General features: G+C 41.0%; 23 protein-coding genes. 12 read left to right on the top strand and 11 right to left on the bottom strand.

Annotated features, from left to right (window positions below):
- Positions 1-47: 47 nt before the first annotated feature.
- The 3 genes from EKM69_RS06605 to EKM69_RS06595 all read left to right on the top strand — a co-directional run bounded on the left by EKM69_RS06605 (position 48) and on the right by EKM69_RS06595 (position 3,635).
- Positions 48-905: a homoserine O-acetyltransferase/O-succinyltransferase family protein gene (locus EKM69_RS06605; protein ID WP_125709388.1), complete on the top strand. Its 858-nt coding sequence runs from the start codon at positions 48-50 to the stop codon at positions 903-905.
- Positions 880-2,157: an O-acetylhomoserine aminocarboxypropyltransferase/cysteine synthase family protein gene (locus tag EKM69_RS06600; RefSeq protein ID WP_125709386.1), complete on the top strand. Its 1,278-nt coding sequence runs from the start codon at positions 880-882 to the stop codon at positions 2,155-2,157. Before EKM69_RS06605 ends, EKM69_RS06600 begins: the two co-directional genes overlap by 26 nt.
- 578 nt (positions 2,158-2,735) lie before the next feature.
- Entirely contained in the window at positions 2,736-3,635 is a 900-nt protein-coding gene (locus tag EKM69_RS06595; RefSeq protein ID WP_125709384.1) for a DNA-3-methyladenine glycosylase 2, read from the top strand.
- Positions 3,636-3,674: 39 nt separating this feature from the next.
- On the opposite strand, the gene EKM69_RS06590 is transcribed toward EKM69_RS06595, so the two are convergent.
- The 5 genes from EKM69_RS06590 to EKM69_RS06570 all read right to left on the bottom strand — a co-directional run bounded on the left by EKM69_RS06590 (position 3,675) and on the right by EKM69_RS06570 (position 10,887).
- A complete protein-coding gene (locus EKM69_RS06590; protein WP_125709382.1) occupies positions 3,675-4,892 on the bottom strand; it encodes a glycosyltransferase family 4 protein in 1,218 nt (405 codons plus the stop codon).
- A 4-nt stretch (positions 4,893-4,896) separates the two neighbouring features.
- Entirely contained in the window at positions 4,897-5,832 is a 936-nt protein-coding gene (locus EKM69_RS06585) for an ABC transporter ATP-binding protein (RefSeq protein WP_125709380.1), read from the bottom strand.
- The gene (locus EKM69_RS06580; RefSeq protein WP_125709378.1) at positions 5,789-7,453 is read right to left on the bottom strand and encodes an ABC transporter permease; all 1,665 of its coding nucleotides are present in this window, start codon (positions 7,451-7,453) and stop codon (positions 5,789-5,791) included. The genes EKM69_RS06585 and EKM69_RS06580 overlap by 44 nt, the downstream gene beginning before the upstream one ends.
- A gap of 72 nt (positions 7,454-7,525) precedes the next feature.
- A complete protein-coding gene (locus EKM69_RS06575; RefSeq protein WP_125709376.1) occupies positions 7,526-8,584 on the bottom strand; it encodes an ABC transporter substrate-binding protein in 1,059 nt (352 codons plus the stop codon).
- 893 nt (positions 8,585-9,477) lie between these two features.
- Positions 9,478-10,887 (bottom strand): amino acid permease, encoded by a 1,410-nt coding sequence (locus EKM69_RS06570; protein WP_125709374.1) that lies wholly within the window; start codon positions 10,885-10,887, stop codon positions 9,478-9,480.
- A 551-nt stretch (positions 10,888-11,438) separates the two neighbouring features.
- Between EKM69_RS06570 and EKM69_RS06565 the strand changes: the two genes are divergently transcribed.
- Both EKM69_RS06565 and EKM69_RS12490 read left to right on the top strand, forming a co-directional pair.
- Positions 11,439-11,696 carry a hypothetical protein gene (locus EKM69_RS06565; RefSeq protein ID WP_125709372.1) on the top strand — a complete coding sequence of 86 codons (258 nt, stop codon included), beginning with the start codon at positions 11,439-11,441 and terminating at the stop codon, positions 11,694-11,696.
- Between the two features lie 110 nt (positions 11,697-11,806).
- Positions 11,807-11,944: a hypothetical protein gene (locus EKM69_RS12490; protein ID WP_225423853.1), complete on the top strand. Its 138-nt coding sequence runs from the start codon at positions 11,807-11,809 to the stop codon at positions 11,942-11,944.
- Positions 11,945-12,267: 323 nt separating this feature from the next.
- On the opposite strand, the gene EKM69_RS06560 is transcribed toward EKM69_RS12490, so the two are convergent.
- On the bottom strand, positions 12,268-13,113 hold the full coding sequence (locus EKM69_RS06560) for an aldo/keto reductase (RefSeq protein WP_125709370.1): 846 nt from the start codon (positions 13,111-13,113) through the stop codon (positions 12,268-12,270).
- Positions 13,114-13,231: 118 nt separating this feature from the next.
- Here EKM69_RS06560 and EKM69_RS06555 point away from each other — a divergent pair, with 118 nt between their 5' ends.
- The 5 genes from EKM69_RS06555 to EKM69_RS06535 all read left to right on the top strand — a co-directional run bounded on the left by EKM69_RS06555 (position 13,232) and on the right by EKM69_RS06535 (position 18,745).
- Positions 13,232-14,377, top strand: a complete 1,146-nt coding sequence (locus EKM69_RS06555; RefSeq protein ID WP_125709368.1) for a glycerate kinase family protein — start codon at positions 13,232-13,234, stop codon at positions 14,375-14,377.
- Positions 14,378-14,464: 87 nt separating this feature from the next.
- A complete protein-coding gene (locus EKM69_RS06550; RefSeq protein ID WP_125709366.1) occupies positions 14,465-14,929 on the top strand; it encodes a hypothetical protein in 465 nt (154 codons plus the stop codon).
- Positions 14,930-15,654: 725 nt separating this feature from the next.
- Positions 15,655-16,578: a hypothetical protein gene (locus EKM69_RS06545; RefSeq protein WP_125709364.1), complete on the top strand. Its 924-nt coding sequence runs from the start codon at positions 15,655-15,657 to the stop codon at positions 16,576-16,578.
- Between the two features lie 204 nt (positions 16,579-16,782).
- Positions 16,783-17,853, top strand: a complete 1,071-nt coding sequence (locus tag EKM69_RS06540; protein WP_125709362.1) for a hypothetical protein — start codon at positions 16,783-16,785, stop codon at positions 17,851-17,853.
- Between the two features lie 112 nt (positions 17,854-17,965).
- Positions 17,966-18,745, top strand: coding sequence for a hypothetical protein (locus EKM69_RS06535; RefSeq protein WP_125709360.1), 780 nt, complete (start codon positions 17,966-17,968; stop codon positions 18,743-18,745).
- A gap of 72 nt (positions 18,746-18,817) precedes the next feature.
- On the opposite strand, the gene EKM69_RS06530 is transcribed toward EKM69_RS06535, so the two are convergent.
- From EKM69_RS06530 to EKM69_RS06520, 3 genes are read right to left on the bottom strand one after another with little or no spacing between them, the layout of a single operon-like run.
- Entirely contained in the window at positions 18,818-19,756 is a 939-nt protein-coding gene (locus EKM69_RS06530) for a polyprenyl synthetase family protein (protein WP_125709358.1), read from the bottom strand.
- 9 nt (positions 19,757-19,765) lie between these two features.
- Complete coding sequence (locus EKM69_RS06525) at positions 19,766-20,761, bottom strand: hypothetical protein (protein WP_125709356.1); 996 nt, start codon at positions 20,759-20,761, stop codon at positions 19,766-19,768.
- A gap of 4 nt (positions 20,762-20,765) precedes the next feature.
- Positions 20,766-21,038: a hypothetical protein gene (locus EKM69_RS06520; RefSeq protein WP_125709354.1), complete on the bottom strand. Its 273-nt coding sequence runs from the start codon at positions 21,036-21,038 to the stop codon at positions 20,766-20,768.
- 135 nt (positions 21,039-21,173) lie between these two features.
- On the opposite strand from EKM69_RS06520, the gene EKM69_RS06515 reads away from it, so the two are divergent.
- A complete protein-coding gene (locus EKM69_RS06515; protein WP_164505874.1) occupies positions 21,174-21,377 on the top strand; it encodes a cation transporter in 204 nt (67 codons plus the stop codon).
- The gene (locus EKM69_RS06510; RefSeq protein ID WP_125709351.1) at positions 21,377-22,267 is read left to right on the top strand and encodes a DMT family transporter; all 891 of its coding nucleotides are present in this window, start codon (positions 21,377-21,379) and stop codon (positions 22,265-22,267) included. The genes EKM69_RS06515 and EKM69_RS06510 overlap by 1 nt, the downstream gene beginning before the upstream one ends.
- On the opposite strand, the gene EKM69_RS06505 is transcribed toward EKM69_RS06510, so the two are convergent.
- Both EKM69_RS06505 and EKM69_RS06500 read right to left on the bottom strand, forming a co-directional pair.
- The gene (locus EKM69_RS06505; protein ID WP_125709349.1) at positions 22,239-22,916 is read right to left on the bottom strand and encodes a response regulator; all 678 of its coding nucleotides are present in this window, start codon (positions 22,914-22,916) and stop codon (positions 22,239-22,241) included. The two genes, EKM69_RS06510 and EKM69_RS06505, sit on opposite strands and share 29 nt — an antisense overlap.
- 7 nt (positions 22,917-22,923) lie before the next feature.
- Positions 22,924-23,976 carry a sensor histidine kinase gene (locus EKM69_RS06500; RefSeq protein ID WP_125709347.1) on the bottom strand — a complete coding sequence of 351 codons (1,053 nt, stop codon included), beginning with the start codon at positions 23,974-23,976 and terminating at the stop codon, positions 22,924-22,926.
- Between the last annotated feature and the right edge of the window lie 5 nt (positions 23,977-23,981).

The raw sequence follows: 23,981 nt of genomic DNA, 5'->3' as shown, positions 1-23,981 counted from the left end.
GACATGGGGACTTTTTTTTGTCCAAAAAATAAGGAGGAGTAGCATACATGACTGTAATCAAATTAAACGGATTGACCAAAAATGATTTGCAAAATTATCAGATCAAACCACAACTATCTATCCTGGTCTTAAATTTAATGCCTAATAAAGCACAAACAGAACAGCAGATCAGTCGGCTTTTTGCCGAAGTGAAAACACCGGTATCCGTGACTTTTATGTATCCCAAATCGCACATTTGGAAGCATGGCGATCAAGCTGAACTAGCCTTTCATTATGCTACTCTGGCAGACATTCGCAACAAATATTATGACGGATTTATCGTCACCGGAGCACCCGTTGAAAAAATCAAATTCACCGAAGTTGATTATTGGGATGAATTTCTCGAGATCAGAGATTGGGCTCATACTCATACGAGTTATCAGCTTTTTACGTGTTGGGGCGCCCAAGCAGCCTTGTTCGCCGACTTTGAAGTACCGAAGGTCAACGTCCAGAAAAAAATCTTCGGCGTTTATAAGAATCAGATCCATACCACTCATTTACCGAGGAATTTCTTAATGCCTCAATCTCGCTACAGCAAAGTTGAAACACCGATCATTGAAGCTATACCACAGCTGGAAATTTTAGCTGACAACGTACAAACGGGACCATTTTTCATGCAAGCGACCGATAGAAACAGCTTGTACATTATGGGACACCCTGAGTACACCGCTAACACCTTGATCGACGAATACCACCGCGATCTTAAAAAAGATCAACCGATCCAAAAGCCAGTCAATATTTCACTTGAGAATCCACTGCAAAGTTACATTTGTTGGCACAACAGTAGTTTGGACTTATATCAAAGCTGGTTAGATCAAATACAAAAGGAGAAAGATAATCATGACCAAAGACAATTACAAATTTGAAACTTTACAATTACACGCAGGACAAACGGTTGACGAAACAGGAGCACGTGCTGAACCAATTTATCAAACGACTTCATACGTCTTCAAAGACCCACAACAAGCAGCCGACCGTTTTGCTTTAAAAGATCCCGGTAATATTTACACTAGATTGACGAACCCAACAACTGCCGTTTTGGAACAAAGAGTTGCCGAACTAGAAGGCGGAACTGCTGGTGTCGCCTTAGCAACCGGAGCTGCTGCTATTAACGCCGCTATCCAAAATATTGCCGGTGAAGGAGACGAAATCGTCTCAGCATCAACACTTTACGGTGGAACATTTAACTTGTTCAACGTGACCTTGCCTAAATTAGGTATCAAGACTCACTTCGTCAATTCTGACGACCCTGAGAATTTTGAAAAAGAGATCAACGACCACACGAAAGCCTTGTACTTGGAAAGTATCGGAAATCCTGACATCAACTTGGCTGACGTTCCAGCAATCGCTGAAATTGCTCATAAGCACGGGATCTTGTTGATCGTCGATAATACTTTTGCTACACCATACTTGTATCGACCACTAGACCTGGGTGCTGACATCGTTGTCGAATCAGCCACGAAATTCATCGGTGGTCACGGAACGACCATGGGTGGAACTATCGCCGAAAACGGCAAGTTCGACTACCGTGCTTCCGGACGTTATCCAGAATTCACCACACCAGATCCACAATACAACGGCTTAGTCTTCGCCGACCTTGAGGGTGGAGCCTTCACGACAAAGGTCAGAGCCGAAGTCCTTCGTGATACCGGTGGTGCCTTGAGTCCCTTCAACTCATTCTTACTATTGCAAGGACTCGAAACCTTGTCACTCCGTGTGGAAAGACATGTGGAAAATACTCGTAAGGTAATCGAATTTTTAAACAATTCACCTAAAGTGGCTTGGATCAAATATCCTGAATTGCCAGACAGCCCTTATAAAAAACTGGCTGACCGTGACTTTAAGAAGGGTGTCGGTTCGATCTTTACTATTGGTTTGACTGGCGGTGAAGAAGCCGGTAAGCAATTGATCCAAAACCTTGATGTGTTCTCGTTGCTGGCTAATGTTGGTGATGCTAAGTCGCTTATTATCCATCCTGCTTCTACTACTCACGCTCAGTTGAATGAGGCTGAGCTGAAGGCCAGCGGGATTACGCCGGATTTGATTCGGTTGTCGATTGGGATTGAGAATGTTGATGATATTATTGCTGATTTGAAGCAGGGATTAGATAGAGTTTAGATTTGGTTGGTGGTGGTTCACTGCCGGTTCTGCGGGGGATTCCGGAAATTTCGCTGTGGAACGGTGTGGGCACGATTTTGAGCTATCCGGGAAGTTCACCCGGACATCTCAAAACTCGGCCTTTTACTAGGCAATAAATTGCCAAGTAAAATTTCACACCTGACAGCGAATTTCCTCCATCCACCGCAGAACCTAGGGTAGGCATCAACTCCTTTGTTGGTGGGGGTACGGTACTTATTTTTGTATCTCAAACTTGCTTGGAATTGGTTTTACGTACTTAGTTTTGATTGATTCCTACGATTTTGATCCTTTTACCTATCTCTTTGATATTTGTTTTGGATATCATCGGTTCCGATTTTTTTCACATTGCAAGCTTTAGTTCTATATTTTCTTTACCGCCTTTTGTATACCTTTTGAATGAATACCAAATTATTTTTACTTCCCTTCGAATGAATACCAAATACCGTCTATACTTACAATTTTTGCGACTGGATCTTTTTGATTCGGTCGTTTTTTTTGCTTTTTTCTAACCTTCTTTTTGGAAACTTACTATAGTTGGGGTAAAAGGAGGTTTTATTTTGCGTTCTGGATTTTTTTTGGCTGTTCCTTCTATTTTTAGTTGGTCTAAGATTTTGAAGTATTTGATGCGGGATCCTCATGAGATTGCTTATCGTGTTGAGAAGCGGCGGATTCGGCGGGGTTTTCTGATTGATGGGGTTAAGGTGCTTTGTGAGATTACTTATCATCCTCGGCTGAAAAATTTGTCGGTGGCTATTTTGAATAATGTGGTCTGTTCTGATTCTATTCGGGCTCAGTTGACTGATTTTATTTCTGACTGGTTCGATCTCGATCAGGATCTGTCGACTTTTTATGAGATGGCTCAGACTGATCCTATTTTGCATTCGGTCGTTAAAAAGCAGGCTGGGTTGCGCTTGGTTGGGATTCCTGATTTGTTCGAAGCTTTGGTTTGGGAGATCGTTGGGCAAGAGATTACGGTCAATTTTGCTTTGTCGCTGAAAAATAGTTTTATTCAAAAATTTGGTCAGACGATCCAGTACCAAGATAAGACTTATTGGATCTTTCCTGATCCTGAAACGGTTGCTCAAGCGGACAAAGAAACTTTACTTGGTTTGAAGCTGACTAATCACAAGGCTGAATATTTGTTGGATATTTCGCAAAAGCTGGCTCGTGGGGAAATGACTAAGGAACATTACTGCCAATTTGATAATTTTGAAGATGCTGAAAAGGATATGACGAAAATTCGAGGGATCGGGCCTTGGACGGCTAATTGTATTTTGATGCGCTGTATCAAGCAAGGGGATGCTTTTCCGATGAATGACGTTGGGTTGTTGAATGGTATCAAGACACTCGAGAAAAGCGATCAAAAACCCAGCAAAGAAAAAATGCTCCAGCTGAAGAAGCGTTGGGGCAATTGGTGTAGTTATGCTGTGTTTTATATTTGGAATAATTTTTATTAAAAAACAGTCTATCAAAAAAGATAGGCTGCTTTTTTTAGATTATTCAACTGTTTCTTTAGTAATGATATCATCAACAGTTTCAATCAATTGTGGCCAACTGCTGTTGAGGATGGCCTGTTGAACTTCTTCGGTGAATTCAGGCTTTTCTTGGACACCTAGGATCTGATCTTCGATGGCGAGTTGCAATCGATCGTAAAAGGCTGGTAAGTCTTCTTCGATCGGTTCATCTTGGTTGATCAATCTTGGTAGATCGACGTAACTGATGTAGCCGCTGTCGTTGACTTTGCTGCCTAGTTGCTCTTTCAGATTAGTGATATTAGTGACGACTACTCTTAAGTCGCAAGCTAAGGCTTCGATGGCACCTAAACCTAATCCTTCATAATAAGAAGGGAGGATGAAGATGTCGAATCGACGGTATTTGTCAGCTAGTTCTTGTTGGTCGAGGACATTATAAAATTTGATCTGAGGATTGGATAAGTATGGATCCAAGATGTTTTCGTTTTTATCGGAAACGGCCCCGATCAAGTGCAAGTCGACGTTAGGATATTTTTTACTGATACGGTCGAACACTTTAAGTAAGGCAACAGTACCTTTAGGTTTGGAAAGTTTGCCGGCATAGACTAGATCAATAGTATCTTTTTTCTCCTTGTGTGCCGGGTAAAAAATATTAGGGTCGAAACCACCGCCGATGACGGTGATTTTTTCTTTGGGGATGCCAAAGGTGTCGTGGAGTTGCTGGATCTCTTGATGACTTAGGGCAAAGACTTGGTTCAATTTGTCCAAATCGGTAACGTATTTTTGCTTGAGATCTGGATGCTGTTTTGCCTGACGTAAGTCGGTCCCATGACAGAAGACGTAAGTAGGGATGTCAGGATATTCTTGGCAGACCAATGATGTTAAAAACCAGAGGTGATGGCATAAGATAACATCAGGCTTGAATTCAGTTACGGCTTTTTGCAAAGTTTCTTTAAAAGCACTTTGCCAAGAATCGATCATCTCCGGAGTCATTTCTCCATAGACAGTGCTCTTATAAGGCATAACGTCGCTCATTCCTGGTAGTGGGAAATCACATTTTTCATTAGGAAATTTCAATGGGTACTGATGATCTTTCGGAAGTGTTGTGTATTCGAAGTCACCAAAGTAGCCAAAAACACAAGCTTGTTCGTACTTATACTTAAAGCCCTTGATCACATTTGAAAAATAAACACCACTACCAGTTTTAGCCGGCAGTTGAGCTTGAACGTGTAATATTCTCATATAATTATCCCTCCATCTTGTCGGTACTATAGGCCACATTCACGTGGTCACCGATTTTAAATTCTTGTCCGCGATTCAAACTCGTGACTTGATAATTTTTGTCGTGGTAAGCGAGTTCGTAGTCGATTGTGGCACCTTGAAAAATTACGTTGGTGATGGTGCCGTCACCTGTTTCATTTTTAGTTAGTTCGATTTTTTCTGGACGAATGTACTCATCGTCGGTAATTTGATTGGAATCGCCGATGAATTTGAGAACGAAGTCGTTTTTAGGATGCGAATAAAGTTCCTCGCCGTTGGATATTTGCTGGATCCGACCTTGGTCCATGACTAGGATGCGGTCACCGATGGCGAAAGCTTCTTGTTGGTCATGTGTGACGAAGATCATGGTGATGTTGAGTTCTTTTTGCAGACGACGCAGTTCTTGGCGCATCTTGAGTCGTAATTTTTCGTCTAAGTTAGAAAAAGGCTCATCTAAAAGTAGTAGTTGTGGTTCGACGATCAAACTTCGACCTAGGGCAACACGTTGTTGTTGTCCACCACTTAGGTCTTGGATCTTACTATTAGCGTAATCGTCTAGTTGTAAGAGATGCAACATTTTTTTAGCTTTTTCGTTTTTTTCTTGGCGCGATAGTTTTTGAAACTTTAAGCCATACGTCAAATTTTTGATGACGTTCATGTGTGGGAACAAGCTGTATGACTGGAAGACGGTCGTGATGTCACGACTTTCTGGGTCTAGGTTGGTAATATCTTGATCGAGTAAGGTGACGACCCCGCCGTCAGTGGTGGTAAAGCCGTTCAGACAAGATAAGAGCGTACTTTTTCCACAACCGCTAGGTCCAAGAACGACGAGGATCTCATTTTGTTGTACTTGAAACGACAGCGAGTGCAGGACTGTCTTATGGTTGTACTTCTTGGTTAGATCTTTGACTTCTAAAAACATGTGACCAATCCCTTTCGCTTAGATTTATGATACCGAAGACGATTCCAGCAGCTATTAAACAGATTAAAATAATCAGACAAGCGATGACTGAGGCGACTTGATATTGTCCTTGTTGAACTACGTCAAACATCACTAAGGTCATCATATTTTGACCAGGGTGAACTAAGAAGATGATCGAGCCGATAGTTGTCATCGTACTGATGAAACCGTTTAAGAAGGTCAAGGCAAAGCCGTGTTTCGTCATAGGGAAGAAGACGTCGTTCCATTCATTGACGACCGTCCCACCTAAATCGTGGACCGTCTTGAAGTAGGTCGGTTCGATCTGGTTAGTCGCCGCCTTGGCAGCTTTAGTTGCGAACGCTACTTGTTTGAAGATCACGTTGATGACAACGATGATGGCTGTTCCGGTGATCTGCAAAGGTGGTTTGGAAAAGGCGTATAAGTAACCTAGTCCAAAAAATGTTCCTGGTAAAATATAAGGGAATGTCCCGACCATTTCGATGAACTGCATCCATTTATTTTTTTTGACTTGGCTGTAGTAGATAATGAAAAAGCTGATCAAGCTACCCAGTAATCCGGCAATAATACTGTAGGATACCGTCCGCAAGATCGTGTCATTCAAATATGGTCCAGTTTGCAATAGAGGCTGTAACGAGAAGTGGAATTTACCCATGATTTTTTCCGAAACGGCGTTCAAGACGATCGAACCGTATTGCAGGATCAAGGCGATGTAAAAAAGTATCGACAAGATCGAAGCTACCCAGAAGAAGACGCCTTTTTTAGGTAGTGGGAAAGGTGATTGCCCACCAGAATTTCCGTGTCCTTGGGTGGTGACGATCCGGTCGTATTTGATATAAAGGAAAAAACCGATCAGGGCGGGGATCGCTAAAGTGATGTTGATCAGAGCTGCTTGATGGATGTCTCCCATGCTGATGACGGCCAAATATCCTTCACTCGCCAATACTTTGTAACTACCACCGATAATAGTTGGCGTTTGAAAGTCAGCTAGACTACGGATGAAACTGATCAAGGCGACCACGATCAAACCGGGTCTAAGGAGTGGGATGATGATGTCTTTGATGATCGAGTCGACCTTGGCACCGAGTGAACGGGCACTATTGATCAGACTAGGTTCTAATTGATTGATCAAGCCGATCAAAACGAGCGCGTTCAAAGAAGTGAAACTCAAAGCTTCCATCAAGATGATCCCTTGTGGTCCGTAAGGGTTGATGGTCAACTGCAATAAGTCGTGAGTGATCATGCCACGCCGACCGAATAAGGTAATGTAAGCCAGTGAAGTTACGAACGGTGGCGAGACCATGGTGATCAACAAGATCAGTCGTAAGATCTGTTGCCATTTTTTAGAAATGAAGACGAAGATCAAGGTCACGGCAACTGACAGAATAGTCGACAAGATCATGGTCGTAATAGCGATAAAAAGCGAATTTTTCGTTAGATCGAGATTGTTAACGAAGAAGTCGAAAAAAGTTTGCCCTGGTTCATTGAATGATTCAATAAAGATACTTAAATACGGATATAAAATAAAAATTAAAATACTTAATGACAGAATGGTGAAGACGATCCAGTTGATGGTTTTACTGCCGAAATGCTTTTTTACCATCGTTTCCCCCTCTGATTAAAAAAACCGAGACATCTGTGAAGAAATATCTCGGTTTAGTGATTGATAATGTAATTATTTGTCTCCAACCATGTCAGACCATTTGTTCAATACTGCCTTACGGTCAGAACCAAATGTAGATAGATTTTCTTTGATCAGATCTTTCTTGTTTAGACCGAGATCAAGACCTTTAACACCAGGCATGATAATTTGGTCTGTATCTTTACCGTCTAATTTAGCGAGTTCTTTCATGTTCTTTGGTTCAAGCATGAAGTCGATGAAGGCTTCGGCAATTTTTTTACCAGGAGCATTCTTGAAGACGGCAACACCTTCTGGTACCCATGGAATACCATCTTTAGGATAAACGACTGTTAAGTTGTTTTGTTTTGCTGAATCGAAGGCCATTTTATCGACTGGGATGATTCCGATGCCGAATTCGCCTGAAGCTGTTTTTTCTTGTGGATCTTTACCACGTTTACCGTAGAAACTAATATTGTCATTAACTTTGTTCCAGTATTCCCAACCAGCTTTTTCCCCTTTTTGGTCGATAATACCTTTGACGATGGCATACATTGTTCCAGAAACGGCAGGATCACTCATGATGATCTCACCTTTGTACTTGCTGTCAGCAAGGTCAGCCCAAGTCTTTGGAACTGGTAAGTTCTTTTCTTTCAAGACCTTTTTGTTAACGACAAAGCCACCAACAGTAAGACCCTTTGATAACCAGTATCCGTCTTTATCACGGTATTGTGAGTCGATTTTCTTAACGGAACTTGATTGATACTTTTCAAGTTGTCCGTCAGTTTTAGCTTGCATGAAGGCATCAAGGCCACCACCGAACCAAAGATCAGCCATAGGCTTACTCTTGTCGGCTTTCATACGAGCCAAAACTTCACCACTAGACATTGATAAAACTTTAACTTTAGCGCCGGTTTTCTTGCTAAATTTATCGAATAGTGGTTGATAAGCATCAGAAGTTGCAACTACGTTCATAGTTTGACCTTTGAACTGTTGTGAACTCTTGGTGTCATTGCTTTTGTTGCTGTCTTTTGAGTCGGAGTTTCCACAGGCTGTTACGACGAGTAATGCCATAAGGAAGACGGCTAAAAGACCGATTTTCTTAATCGCTTTCATTCCCCTTATATCCCCCTTTGCGAATACAATATAAATTGTATCGAAAACAAAATGTTTATACAATAATTTTGTTAATAATGTAACATTATTGTGGTGATTGGATATTTGGTGGGGGTTCACTGCCGGTTCTGCGGAGGGTTCCGGGAATTGCGCCGTGGAACGCTGCGGGCCAACTTTGAGCTATCCAAGGGAAACCCGCCCTTGGACATCTCAAAGCTTGACCTTTTCGTAAGCACGGCCTTTGCCGTGCAAACGAAAATTTCGCGGCTGACGGCGAATTCCCTCCACCCTCCGCAGAACCTAGGTTTTCACAAAATTATTGTGGTTGTGGGTGAAAAGTTCTGTTGTTTTGGTGGAATTAAAATTATTTGCTGGTCTGGGGTTGTCGTTGTTACTCTGTTTAGCAATTATTTCCGATGACTAAAATCGGGGTGTATACATCATAATAGCGGGTTGTTCTTTGTACATTTTTTGTTTTTTGCTATTCAAAAATCAAAAAAAAACTCCAAGTGCTAGGGGAAGCTCACTACTATAAATGTTTAATAGATAGAAATCCAAAACCTAAATCGTAAGAACGGGAAAACCTAAGTACGAAAATTCTAATGCTGCAATCAAAACTAACAAAGGTAAGTACCGTCCCCACCCACCAAAAAGTTAGTGATTAACTACCCTAGGTTCTGGGAGGGTGGAGAGAATTCGCTGTCAGCCATGAAATTTCACTTAGCGGTTTACCGCTTAGTGAAAGACCCAGCTTTGAAACAAGCGAGCAGTCTGTGCTCGATTGGTTCAAAGTGGCGTCCATGGCGTTCCACAGCGCAATTCTCGGAACCCTCCCAGAACCGGCAGTGAACCTCAAAAAAAGAAGAAAACCAGAATATCTGATTTTCTTCTATTTAATCTTCTTCTACTTCAGTTTCACTCTCTCCAACTTCAGCATTATTATGCTTTCTCTCTCTAATGAAATAAATAGCAGTCATAACAATCAAGAAAACAACACCAACCAACAACGAAGCCGTTGTCTCAGGGTTTAAAAACATAAACACTAAAATCACTAACAAAGCAGCGATTGATAAGTAGTTACTGATTGGGTACCAAGGCATGGTGAATGGGTGGTTTTCTAATAAGTGCTTATTTTGCTTTCTGAATCTTAACTGACTGATCAGAATAACGAACCATGGGACCATTCCTGGTAGAACACTGGAACTGTAGACGATTACGAAGATGTTGCTTGATGTGTGTAACAGTACTGGTAATGCGTAATTTAATAGTAGTCCGATCAAAATACCGGCCGAAATGGCGATTACTGGTACGTATGGTACTTTGTGGCGAGATACTTTAGTAAAGATTTTTGGCAAATGCTTTTCTAGACCCAGGGTGTAGAGCATTCTACTTGAACTGAAAATTCCTGAGTTACAGCCGGACATGGCTGCTGTTAGCATGACGAAGTTGATGATCATGGCAGCAGTTGTGATCCCGACTTTGGCGAAAGTCTCAACGAATGGCGAACCGATCGTGCCTAGTTTGTTCCAAGGGTAAATCGAAACGATAACGAAGATAGCGCCAATGTAAAAAATTAAAATTCTACCAACGATCGAGCGAATGGCTTTAACAATGTTGTTTTGTGGGTCTTCAGCTTCACCGGCTGTAATACCGATAACTTCGATCCCTTGATAAGATGCGACAACGATGGAAAGGGCGAAGATGAAGCCTTTTAGACCACCAGTGAAGAAACCACCGTTGACCCAAAGGTTGCTGATGCCGACGGGATGTCCGTGATTTCCGACTCCGAAGACGATGACTAAGAGTCCTAAGACGATCATCAAGATGATTGTCACAACTTTGATCAAGGCAAACCAGAATTCTAGTTCACCGTAAGCTTTAACAGAAGTTAAGTTGGCGATACAAAGGGTCACGACAACAACCACTCCGGCGATCCATTGTGGCAAGTTGGGCCACCAAAAAGCTAAATAAGTTCCGACGGCGATAACTTCACTAATACCAACGACTAAGTACTGGAAAACGTTACTCCAAGCAGTTAAGTAACCGACCACCGGGTGAATGTATTCGGTCGCGTATTTAGCAAATGATCCAGTTGAAGGATCAACGTAGAGCATTTCTCCCAAAGCTCTCATAACCATGTATAAAATTAATCCCGTAAGGCCATAAGCAAGTAAAACAGAAGGTCCTGTCCACTTGATCGTAGAAGCTGATCCCATGAATAGACCAACACCGATAGTTCCCCCTAGAGCAATCATTTGCATCTGTCTAGAAGACAAACTACGGTTAAGTGTTTCTTGTTCCATGATAATTCTCCCCAAAGTGTTCACAATTCGTAAACACATGTTTATTAATTTGGGGTATATCTTACACTTCTCAAAAAAAATAGCAATTCAAATTTATAAATTTTCTCAAGAAAACGCATCAAAAAGCTTATTTTTAAAACTTTTGACAATAAATTATGATAAAAAAGAATGCCAAGTGTTCACATTTTGAGAACAGATGTATTTTAAAATAACCCATCTCCTTCGAGTTTAGAAGGAAACAGGTTATTTTTGCCTCATATAAGTAATCGTCCCTAAAGCCAGGAATATCACGGCACAGATCAGTGTGATAGTGGTGATATAAGATTGAACGTGCGATAAACGCAATATGATCGTGCCAAGAAATAAAATTAGCGCGATAACAGACGCAGTAATAGATAATTTTTTCATAAATGATCCTTTCAACGAAAGATATATATAAATTATACTAGGTTTTCAAAAGATGAATTATAGAAATCCATAAAATAAACGTCGTATCATTTTGGGAAATCACGTGCTATATTTAACCCAGCAAAATTCGCAGGGGAAAGTTTATGAGAAATCAGCTTAATTTAACGATGTTATTGGTCTGCGGGATATTGATCGTTATAGTGTCGGCCGGGGTGCATATTTTGGATGCGTCGCCAGCTGAGGATAAGGTGGAAACTATCACCGAAATCAAACGTAAGAATAAAATTAAACAAAAAATCAAAGAAGAGTTAGTTACTGTCAAATCTGATAGTATTGGCGATCCGAAGATAAATGATCCCGCTGATCAGACTAGTTCTAGTCCTATAGTGCAAATGCCTTAGGGCTTTTTTTATTGGGATTGATGATGTAGCTATAATATAGAAAGAAATTTTAGAATGTTGGGGTGGTTGTTGTGGAAAATATTGGGATAGTGGAATTATTGGTGGATTGAATGTTATTAGGTTTGGGGATAAAAATAGCACTATCCAATTTTCTGCTGGTTAAACTTGCAGTGGTTTTGGATAGTGCTTTTTATTTTTATCGTCAAGGATGTCAAAACGAGCTTCAGGCGACTGTGGCCTTCGGTTAATGTGGGTAGTTGTGTACTGCTTTGTAGGTATCAAATAGTGTTATTCACTTTTTGTTTGCTAAGTTTGTAGCATAAAGATAGAGCTATTCAATTTTAGCTGGTTAAAATTGCAGCGGTTTGGATAGGTATTTTAATCTTTTATTCTCAAAGATGCGAAAACGAGCTCCAGGCGACAGCGGCCTCCGGTTTAGAAACTGTTGGCAGGCAAGGCTTCGCCGCACCTTGGGTGCCGACAGTCCCTAAATCCTCAGCAGCTGACCGTCGCCTTCCGCTCTCTGTGTTTTAATCCTCAGCAGCTGACCGCGTCTCTCCACTCTCTGCGTTTAGATACTATCTAGCGGCGTTTCATGAGTTGGAGCAGGGTAAATTTTATCTAGTGCTTCGATTTCATCATTTGTAAATGTGATGTCGGCTGCTTCGAGGTTGGCGGCGAAGTGTTCTATTGAGCTGGCTTTTGGGATGCTTAATACGTTGCCGCTGCGGATGCACCAGGCTAGTAGTAATTGGAAGATGGAGACTCCTTTTGAGGCTGCTACTTCGCCTACTTCTCCTTTTAAGTTTAAGAAGGCGTTGTTGTCTGAGCCAAATGGGGAATAGCCGATGAAGTCAATGTTGCGTTCTTTTTGATATGGCAAGAGTGAGTATTCTACGCCACGGCTCGTTAAGTTGTACAAGTCTTCGTTTACTTGGCAATTTTCGCCGTTTGGAACGCTGGCTAATTCTTTCATATCATCAGTACTGAAGTTGGAGACTCCCCAACTTTTGATCAAGCCGGCTTTTTTGACTGCTTCTAAGCCCTCAACTGTTTCTGCTAAAGGTGTTTGACCACGCCAGTGTAATAAATAGACGTCTAAATAGTCGGTGTTGAGCCGTTTTAAGCTTTTTTCGAGGCTCTCTTTGATCAATTCCAGTGTGGCATGATATGGGTAAAATTTCGAAATGATTTGGAATTTGTCGCGATCAAAATTTTTGATGGCTTGGCCGACGACTTTTTCAGCTTTACCATTTCCGTACATTTCTGCCGTATCGATGACGTTGATGCCGTGATTGAGGCCTTGTTTCAAGATCTCAATCTCTCGTTGAGTCTTGAGTAAGTCGCCTTCGCCGTAACGCCAAGTTCCCATGCCGATGATGGAACTTTCTCGATGATTGAATGTGATTGTCTTCAAAATGTTACCTCCAATTGGAATTATATTTTAAAAGTATCATTTTATTTGTTTTATTCCAAATTTTTACTCATGGATTTGGATTAAAATAGAGCTATCAGAGACTAGTTGAGGTGTAATTATGAAAATTGTCTTAGCTCCAGATTCATTCAAGGGTTCCATGACCGCTAAACAAGTGGCGCTGTCGATGCAACGTGGACTGGAAAAAGTCTTACCGGATGCCAACTATTTGCAGATCCCGATGGCAGACGGCGGCGAAGGTACGGTGCAATCGCTGGTAGATGCGAAAAAAGGCGAGCTGCTGTCTGAAAAAGTTCTCGATCCCTTGGGAAATTTAGTGACAGCTCATTATGGCATGATCGACGATGGTAAAGTTGCTGTCATCGAAATGGCTGAAGCTAGTGGGATCCAATTTATTAATAAAAAAACTAGTAATCCTTACATTGCAACGACTTACGGTACCGGGCAATTGATCAATGCTGCAATCAACAAAGGGGCGAAAACGGTCATCATCGGACTCGGTGGCTCAGCCACAAATGACGGTGGTGCTGGGATGGCCCAAGCTTTGGGTGCCAACTTGTTAGACAAACACGGCAACGAATTGAGTTTTGGTGGTGCTGAATTGAAAAATCTCGCTCGGATCGATATCAGTGATATGGCCAAAGAACTGAACGATGTCAAAATCATCATTGCTTCAGACGTGACAAATCCACTAACTGGTAAAGATGGAGCTTCGGCTGTTTTCGGTCCGCAAAAAGGTGCTACACCGAGAATGGTCAAAGTTTTAGACAAAGCTTTGAGAAATTATGCCCAAGTCATCAAAAATGACCTAGGAAAAGAAGTTGAAGAAGTTGCCGGTGCCGGAGCTGCCGGTGGACTCGGTGCTGGATTGTTAGCTTTCACAAACGCTGAGATCCAGCCGGGAGTGGAGATCGTTTTAAAATATACCGACTTTAAAAAGCAAATTGCCGATGCTGATTTTGTTTTTACGGGTGAAGGCCAGATCGACTTTCAAACTAAATATGGGAAAACACCGATCGGTGTAGCTAAGGCGGCTAAAGAGGTGGATCCTAATATTAAAGTGATCGCCATTGCCGGTTCTGTCGGTGAAAAAATTGAAGAATTATATCCCTTAGGAATTGACGCGATTTTTAGTTGCGTGCCTGGTGTAGTCGACCTTGAAACAGCTATCAATAATTCTGACCAGAATATACAAAAAATAATTAATAATATTGGTCGTTTGATACAGGTCATGACGTTAAAATAATATTCGAGATGAAAATCTCATGATTGTGAAATAGATCGTAGGTATTAGTATTAAATTGTCGTCTGGAATCTAAGGAGATTTTTAGTGATGAAAAAGAATTTGGTTTACGTAGGTTTGGTTTGTGCTCTACTTTTAACAGGAGCTTCTACAACTAGCGTTGCCCAAGCTGCCTGCTCAAATGATGCAAAAGCTGCTGCTACCAAAGGCACAGTTTGCAAATATTATCAAAAGTTGGATAAGGCAGACCAAAAGAAGGTCGCTGTTTCTTATTCAACTACCAAAGTTGGTAGCAAATATGATGTGAACGCCAAGATTGAGAATAAATCAGCAAAGACGGTTAAATTTAATTTAGGCGATATTTGCATTTATAACAAGAATGGCTCGAAGATTAAATCTGCGAAGACTAATACGGTTACTGTTAAGCCTAAGGGTACTTGCAATGTGAAGAAGTTGTTCACTGGTGTTTCTGCTGGTACTTTGAAGAGTAAGGATGATTGTATTATTTATTCTAACTCGGAACATAAGCTAGGCAGCTATGATTTCAAGCTTTAGGTTTTTAATGAAGTTTTAGCTTTTGATTTCCTGATTTCCTTTTTGGAGGTTGGGATTTTTTTTTGTGGTTGGATTTTTTTGGAGGTTCACTGCCGGTTCTGCGTGAGGGTTCCGGGAATTGCGCTGTGGAACGGTGTGGACTCGATTTGAGCTCATCGAAGGAGACCGCTTCGACGATCTCAAATACGAGTCTTCTTCTAAGCTCCTCCGTCGCTAAGAAGAATTTCACACCTGACAGCGAATTCCCTCCACCCTCACGCAGAACCTAGGTTTGCATAAACCTCCATTTTTTGGTGGGGGTACTGTACTTATCTTTTTTTGCTTAGACTGTTTTGGTTTGGGTTGCGGTTTCTAGTTTTGGTTCGTTTCTAGAATTTTGCTTTTGTTGATCTATCTTGTTTATTTTGTTTGGTGGTTTTCATCGGTTCTTTTTTTGTTTCTGCTTTTTCTGGCTCTTTCTTCGGCTCCTTTGTCGCCTTGAAAATCGCTTCCGCGAACCTTCCTTTTTTAATTTTATTCGGCTATTATTTTTTATCTTTTTATCTTTTTATCTTTTTATCTATTTATGCATTTATCATTTACTTTGTTTTTTCTACCACTTTATTTTTAAGCGTTCTTCTAGGGTTTCTTCCTTTCTTGGTTGTAGAATTTAACTAAGGTTAGTCTGATTTGATTTTGATTTGGATTTTGTTTTCTGGGATTTGATTGTTTCTTGGGAGACTATTATGAAAAAAGGTGTAGTTCTTTTTGGTTTACTGAGCTTGCTTTTGTTGGGCGGGTGCAGTGCTTTTGGTGGTTCTGGTCAGAAGGCTAGTTCTGATTCTGGGTCTGCTGTTTCTGATCGTTCTGCTGTGGATTATCAGAAGTTGTCTAAGTCTGATAAGCGGAAGGTTAAGTTTGATTTTCGTGCTGTTTCTTCTCGGTCCGATTATGATATTACTGTGAAGATCAAGAATGAGGCTGCTCGGCCTGTTCGTTTTGATTTTGCTGAATTTAAGATTTATTCGGCTATTGATCGGGATATTAAGTCTGATCGCCATGATTCTTTGGTGGTTAAACATCACGAGGTTTGCGAGGTTAGACGGCTTTTTACTGGGATCAATAAGTCTACTTTGAATGATCCTACTAATTACTTTGTTTATATCGACCAACATTACAAGTTGAGTAAATTTACTTTCCGGATCGCTTCGGGGAAGGCTACTAAGGAAGCTAATCAGTTGACTGCTTCTAACGATAATCATGTTACTACTAATGTTGATGCTCCTAAGGCGGCTTTTTCTGGCTCTAGTGGTTCGCAATCTGCTGGAAATTCGTCTGGATCTGTTGCTAGTTCTGGGGCTGCTAGTTCTACTGCTGATCCTTCGGCTCCTGCTAAGATCTTGACTAGTGCCTCGATGGCTAAGGCTTTGTACTTGCACTCGATGGGCTTTACTTCTGCTCGGGGTGAAGGTGTTTATGCTGTGCCTACTTCTTATGGTTACAAGGTCACTGATGACGCTTTGCAAAATACCGTCAGTTACTTTAACAATTCTGGTGACGAATTGGATGCTAATGGCAATGTTATCGCTACTTTTTCAACGTTAGCTGGACCAACGGCAGCCGCTCCGGAAGGCTTTATTTATAAAGATTCAAATTATTCACAATATTAAAAAAATCGATTCTCAGTAGAAGCTTTTTTCTGCTGGGGATCGTTTTGTTTTGTAGTGTTTTGTAGTAAAAAATCGAACTCGCCATCTGAATCTGATCATAATTGAAGTAATATTACGTTTGTGAAATTTTAATATTCTGGTAATGGAAATGTTAATAATCTATGATAACCTGTTATGTAAACGATATGAGGAAAAGGGGATTTTATGAAATACAAGCGAGTATTATTGTCATCGTCATTATTGCTAACTATTGCGGCAGTGTCTACGACGAACCCACAAGAGGCTCAAGCGTATGTAATTTCCGATCATCAAACAACAAATACGGGTTCGACGAACAATTCGGATAACAATAGTTCGAGTTTACCAACGGATCAAACAAATAATTCTGAATCGGGCTCAGATGAAAGTAGTCAGTCAAATGAGACTGGGACATTTGCTGATAGTTCAGAACAGTCTCAGTCTGACCAAAATTCTGCTTCCGGTCAGCAAACTGATCAAAATACTACGGAACCTGATTCCGGTGATCAAAACGAGAACGGTGATATCAATTCTGGATCAGGTGAAACAGGAACAGATTCTAATAATGAAGAAAACACTGGTTCTTCAGGTAATTCTAGTTCTGGTAATAATTCTGATTCCAACACCGATTCAACAGGTGATTCAGAAAACACGGGTTCAGAATCTGCTAGTGGTAATTCTGATCCGAGCGATTCTTCTGAGCAAAGTAATCAAACAGCTGACGATACGCAAATAAATTCTGATGCTGATAAACCTCAACAAACTGAAAAGCCAGCGAACTCAAAACGACCAAGTGATAAAACTGACCAGTCGAGTGAGCAAGTTTTGTCGCCGAATGATCAGGCTACTAGTGATATTTCTGAAGCCGACATTCAAGCTGCCATCTCCGGAATGAGTGGAAACAACAACTCAAATAACAGTAATTCCAATTACAGCGACCATGCATCTGGTTGGCGGGTAGCCAAAGACACACCTCGAGAAAATAATAGCGATGCTAGCACTTTCTCTAAAGTCGTCCAAAATATTTGTGAATTACCGGTCATCAGCAACTTTATTTCGGGTGCGACTTCGTTTTTCGATCCTACTAAAACTACTATTGGTCGTGAAATGCAAGATCTCCAAACTAACTGGTCTGATACCTTCAAACAACTTCCCGTTATCGGAGATTTTAGTTCCAAATGTGTCTCATTTTTGCAATCGCTCAATATCGTCGATAATATAATTGCTAGTTTTGCCGGCTTTTTTAATCTGAAGTAATTATGTTTTGTTTGTAAATCCTTTATAATTAAAATGTTACTTAATAATAGGGGGAAATTATGAAAAAAACGGGGTTAATCGTGTCCGCGTTAGCTTTGCTAGTACTCGGGGGATGCAGTACTATTCTAGCCAGACACAATCTTCAAAAGACAGTCAGTCAAAGTCTTCGCAGACTAAATCAGAAACAAAATACTACCAAAATCTCAGCAATGCTGATAAGAAAAAGGTAACCTTCTCGTTCAAGCAAGACCGCGATGAAACAGCTGAAGATTACGCTGATCCAGTCTTCGTCATGTCAATGACAGTCAAAAATAAGTCGGATAAAACTATTAAGTTTGATAAATCTAAATTTATTTTTATCCACGACAAGACTTACAAGATCAACTCAGATCAAACGGGGACTTTGACGGTCAAGCCAGGAAAGACTAAGGTCGTTAACCAGTTGTTTGAAAACGTTCCTGAACAAGCTTTGGTTGGTATTGATGGTAAAGTAGTTTATTTGAACAGCCAAAACAAGCTCAAGGATATTAAGCCTAGTGGTTTGCAGTCGCATGATGATAGTAGCGACAATGATAAAGCTGTTGATAGTCAAACTCAGGGAACATCATCGGCTGATTTAAGCAAAAATAATACTGATGACAATACCAATAATCGTCGAATCAAGAGTGCTGATATGGCAAAAAGCTTATTTATTCATGCTATGGCTGTTGATCCATCTTTGAAAAGTGATGTTGAAGCCGTTGAAACTGATGATGGTTATGAGTTGACGTACCATGGAATTTCAACATTGATCACTTTTAATGGTGATGAAGTTACTCCTGACGGAGATGTTGCTCCATTCGCTCAATTGGCTGGTCCAACACACCGTTCTTCAGGTTGGGTATACAACTAATAATCAAAAAGGACATTTTGTCCGTAATTTAAGACAATAAAAAAATCGACCGGATCTAGGTCGATTTTTTGTTTACAATAACATGTTTACGAGTGTTTTTAGATCTTTCTTAGCCTGAATGTTTGGCAACATGTCGATGTCGAAGACGGCTTGGTCTTTGTATTCTTTGACCATTACTTGAGCGGCGTCTACTCCGTTGTCGATGATATATTCGGCTGTTTCTGCTAAGGCTTTGTCACCGGTTCTGCCGGCTTCCGCGATGTTGTTTAAGAAGTCGGGGCCAGCTTTAGCTACGGCGAAGATGGTTGGTAGAGTGAATTCGCCACTTTGGAGCATGTAGAGTGGACCGAATTGGTCTTCAGTTGTGTTGATGCCGATCAGGTCGAGGATCTCGCTTTTGATCTGGTAAGCTAGGCCAATGGTGCGACCGATCTGGCCTGCGGAGTCGATCAAGACGTCGTTGGCGTGAGTTGCTTGGGCTCCGAAGCGACAGGCAAATTCGAACATTACAGCTGATCTTGCTTCGATCCGTTTGATGTATTCGCCGACATCGCTGACTGGTTTGACCATTTCTTCATCGGCCAACAGTTGGTTAGTCGTGATCTCTTGAACGGCATCGATCTTGCCTTGAAGATCGTCGTCATCAGCGGAACATTTCCGAAATTCGACGTCGATCAAGTCGGAAAAATATTCGACCATGAAATTTAGTTTGATCGAGTCGGGATCGGATTGATGTTTACGCATCATTTCGTTGCGGATGTAAAACATTTGCATGGCAGCAGCGGCTGATTGCAATGAGTTGTCGCGTAAGTCTTCCGCGTTAGCATCGCCAAATTCAGAGAATAAAAAGAAGAAGGCGGCATGCAAAAATCTTTCCGAGTGCAAGTATCGACCAGCTTCACTAATGATATCGTCATTGTGTAATTCTAGTAGGTGACGCATGTAGTCTTCGAGTCCTACTAGCTGGACATTTAATTTTTGAAATTGTTCAAAAGGTGATACAGCTGTCATAATTTTCCCCTATTTAAATTTATCGACTTCAACTTCGAGGTTCTCAGCAATTGGCATGAAAACGTCAGTGAAGAATTTTTGCGTATTGAATTTCTCGCCTTTTTCGATAATGTCGTTACATTTCTTCCAAGCATCAGTCCGCATTAAGGTAGCTAAGTTCTTGCGGATAGTGTTGAGGTGTTTTTTCAAGTTCGGGTTGGTGCTACCGAAAGCTTGGATATAGAAGTAGATGATTTCGTTGAAAGTGTTGTCCAAGACCCAGAAGAAAGTGTTGCGCATTTCTGGCAAGTTCATCATTTGACCGAAGGGCATGTCTTTTAAGATCTGATCTTTGACGAAGCCGGCGGATGAAACTAGGATGGCGTTGACTTGTGAGAGATCAGCTATGTACGTGGCATAGTGCTCGAATTGATCTTCTTTCAGATCGAAGCCGACTTTTTCCTTGAGTTGGTCAGCTTGCATGTGTCGAAGTTGTTGCATGTTAGTAGCCTTTACTTCTTCACTTTCGGCAACTAATTTCTTTTCAACGTCACGTAAAATAGTTTGGTTCTCGTTCAAATACTTCATGATGGCAGGCCATAGCTTGTCGTTGAAAGTGTCGTTGAAGTGGTCGAACAAGTCGTCAGTGTAAATGTCGAGAATGTCTTTTTCCGACTTGAAGTCTTTTACGTGCGATTCAAATTGGACGACGATCGGAGTACCGGTCTTTTCTTCACCGGTGGCGTAAGTTTTACCACTGGCAGCACGTTGTTTGTTTTCCCATTCTTTTAATTCGTTCAAGTCGAGCAAACCTAATGGCATGATCGTGATCTCTGAATGAGTTGCTAAGACTTGGAGAGCAAAAGGAGTGTCGGGTTTTTGCGTTTCGATGAAGGACTTCAAAGTGATCCGTAGTTTCTTTTGGTTATCGAGATGGTCCTCAGGATCAGCGTAAAAAGCCGATGATTGGATGGGCGCGTTTTCGAAGCGATCATTGATCTGTTTTTTTAAGTCGTTAATGTCCATGAAATTACTCCTTAGTTTCGAATTGAGGTTTGATCTCGGCAAGGTGTTTTCTACCGGCATCAGTCAAAGTAGCCTTTTTTAAAGTGGCAGTGGCTAACGGATAGTTTTCGATCTCCTCGAGTTCAAGGTCTTGGAACCAACCTGAATCTTTAACGGAATCGATCGTTTGGTAGAGCATTGAATTGCGATTTACTTGTCGATTGGAAGTGAAATACTTACGATCAACGTCTTTTAAGAGTTGATAAACTGATTCATCTAATGAAATATTATTAGCCATAATATATTATCCTCCATATTCGTTAATTATATTTTATATTCTTTACCTATCATTTGAAATTAGTAATTTGCCTAAGTTAAAATTAAAAAGATGTCTGCTAGAATGGATTTAACAAATTTTGAGGGGGATTTTATTATGGCAAAGAAAATTTTGATCGAAGGATTAAAATGCGATAAATGTCCGGTCCACATTGCTCAAAAACTCAGTGATGTAGAAGGCGTTGACCGTATCGAAAAGAATATGGACAATATGACAGCTACAGTGATCGGTAATGCCGATATCGATGTAGTTCGCCAAGCATTAAGCAGTACTCCATTTAAGATCGAGGAACTCGATTAATGGATAACAGTAATACTAAAAAAGCTCAACGCCTCGGAGTTGAGCTTAATTTAATTTCATTGCTTTTTAGCAGCATCAGTCCAGTATTAAACAAGTTTTCTTTGGTAAGTTTAAATCCGATTTTAGGAGCGTTGTTCACTAGTGTGTTCGCCGCCATCTTCAATTTGATTTTAATTTACTTCATGTATCATGATTTCTCGGTGATCAAAGACAAATGGGTCATCTTCTTAGGACTTACGAACGGTGTGGGTGTTATCTTACAGTATGTAGCTTTATCGCTTCTAAGCCCAGTTACAGTTACTTTGATAGCCCGGATCTATTTAGTTTATGTCTTTGTGTTATCGTACATTTTCTTGAAAGAAAGATTGACTCGTTGGGATTACTTAGCAGTTATCCTTTGTATCTTAGGTTCGATCTTCGTTTCATCTGGCCGTGTTCAGATCGATAGCTTCTGGGGCATTGTTTGTGCCTTCGTCTATCCATTCATGTACGCTGCCAATAATATTATTGCGAAATACTTAGTTAAAGATAATAACCCTGGCAATGTGTTGTTTTACAACCACTTAGTGTCTGCCGGATTATTGTTGATCACTGGAGTTTTGATCCCTGGTACTTTTGCCGGTATCAAGGCTCAAGCTGTGACATTTAACTTCTTCGGTGCCTTTTTCAATGGCTTCCTATCACTCTTGTTGTTCTACACGAGTTTGAAGTTTATCACGGCTGGTAAAGCTAATATCGTTCGGGCATTAGGACCATTAGTCGTAATTGTCTACTCGTACTTCTTCTTCCCGATCGATATTACTGCTAACATCATTATCGGTGCTTTGTTGTTGATCATTTCAACAACGATCGTAACGATGACTAAAAGTCGATCAGGTGATGCTGCATAGCAAAATGCAGTAATTCACGACGCGAGTTGAAGCCGAGTTTTTTCATGATGTTAGTTTTATGAGCTTCGATCGTTTTTCTAGTAACGAATAATTTTTCCGCTATTTCTTGGTTGGAAAAACCTAAACAAATAAGAGGTAAGACCTCACGTTCACGTCTGGACAAGTTAACAAAGTTTAACTTGTCCAGATTTTTTTCGTCTAGATCTTGGTCTTCTTCTTGTTTTTCTTTGATGATGTTGTAGTCATTTTCGGTCATGACGATGTTTTTATCGATGTAGGATTGATCGACATCGGCATGATTTAAAGCGTTTAAGAGTTCTTTTTCGTCGGAACTTTTTAGGACGTATGAAAGGGCGCCATTAGCAATGGCACTGTTGATATATTCCGGTTCTTCGTGCATTGATAAGACGATTTGTTTTACTTCAGGGTGATAATCGTGGATCCGTTTGATCGTCACCAGTCCGCTCTCCCCCGGCGGCATGGAAATATCGACGATGGCGATGTCGATGTCTTGGTTTTCGATTATGGAGTAAGCCTCGTTACCATCTTGCGCCTCGGCTGTTACTTTGAATTTGTTGGTGGAATTAATGGTATAGGCCAGACCCTTACGTAAAATCTTGAAATCGTCGGCAATTAGTACGTTTTTCATGTTTTACTCATTCCTCGTTTTTTGTCGGCTCCGTACTACCTTCGTATGGAAATTCCGCTGTGATCGTGGTTCCATCATTGATCTGTGAATCGACTAGGAAATAACCATTGAGTGACTTAACGCGCTCATTCATGTTGATCATTCCTAGTGAAGATCCATTGTAAGATTTCTTGGTATACATGTTGAAGCCAACGCCGTCATCAATGACCTCAAGTGAGATCTTGTTCTTGTGTGAAACGAGCATGATGACGATGGTATCAGCTTTTGAATGCTTGATAGCATTCGTGACGGCTTCTTGGACGATCCGATACAAGGTAGTTTGAATGTCATCGGATAAGACTGATAAGTCGTTACTACGGTCGATGAAATCTAATTCGATCGAAGTACTAGGTTGCATCCTCTTAACTAATGCGTGGATCGCGGCGATCAAGCCGAAGTTGTCCAAGACAGCTGGACGAACATCGACGGCTAAACTCTTAATGTCGGTCAGCGTCCCTCGAAGCTGATCTTGTACTTGGGAGATTAGTTGGTCGTGCTCCAGATCACCGGTCTTTAAGTGGCTCAAAGTCATGATCGATGAATAAACTGATTGGGCAACACTGTCGTGCAAGTCTTCCGAGATCCGTTTCCGTTCATTTTCTTGGGTCCGGTTGATCTTTCTGACGATATCGTGGTTGTCTTCGATCTTCTTGAGCCGATCTTTAGCGGCATTGTTGCGAATGACGATCGAATAAACGCCTTCACTTTCGTCGATCAAATAATAGTCGAGCGAAAATGACAGATCTTTTAATTGCTTCTTATCGGTAAAGTCTAAAGGAACGGAATTGTGGTGCATCGTTTCCTTGACGATACAGTTGACGCAATTATTAGTCTTTGATCGGTTCTCCGCCATGTCAGTTTGGACGAGTTGGATGATGTAGTTCACATCCAAGTCGACTCCGTTGATCAATTCTTGAGCAGCATTATTTACAATTACAACTTTGTCACCTTTGACGATCAAAGTAGCGTCGGGTGAGTCCAAAAAATTCTTTTGAATCCAAAGGGTATCGCTATTTTTCATGGTTT

This window comes from Companilactobacillus zhongbaensis, assembly GCF_003946515.1.
Classification (GTDB): domain Bacteria; phylum Bacillota; class Bacilli; order Lactobacillales; family Lactobacillaceae; genus Companilactobacillus; species Companilactobacillus zhongbaensis.
This window is presented reverse-complemented; position numbering and strand designations above follow the sequence as displayed.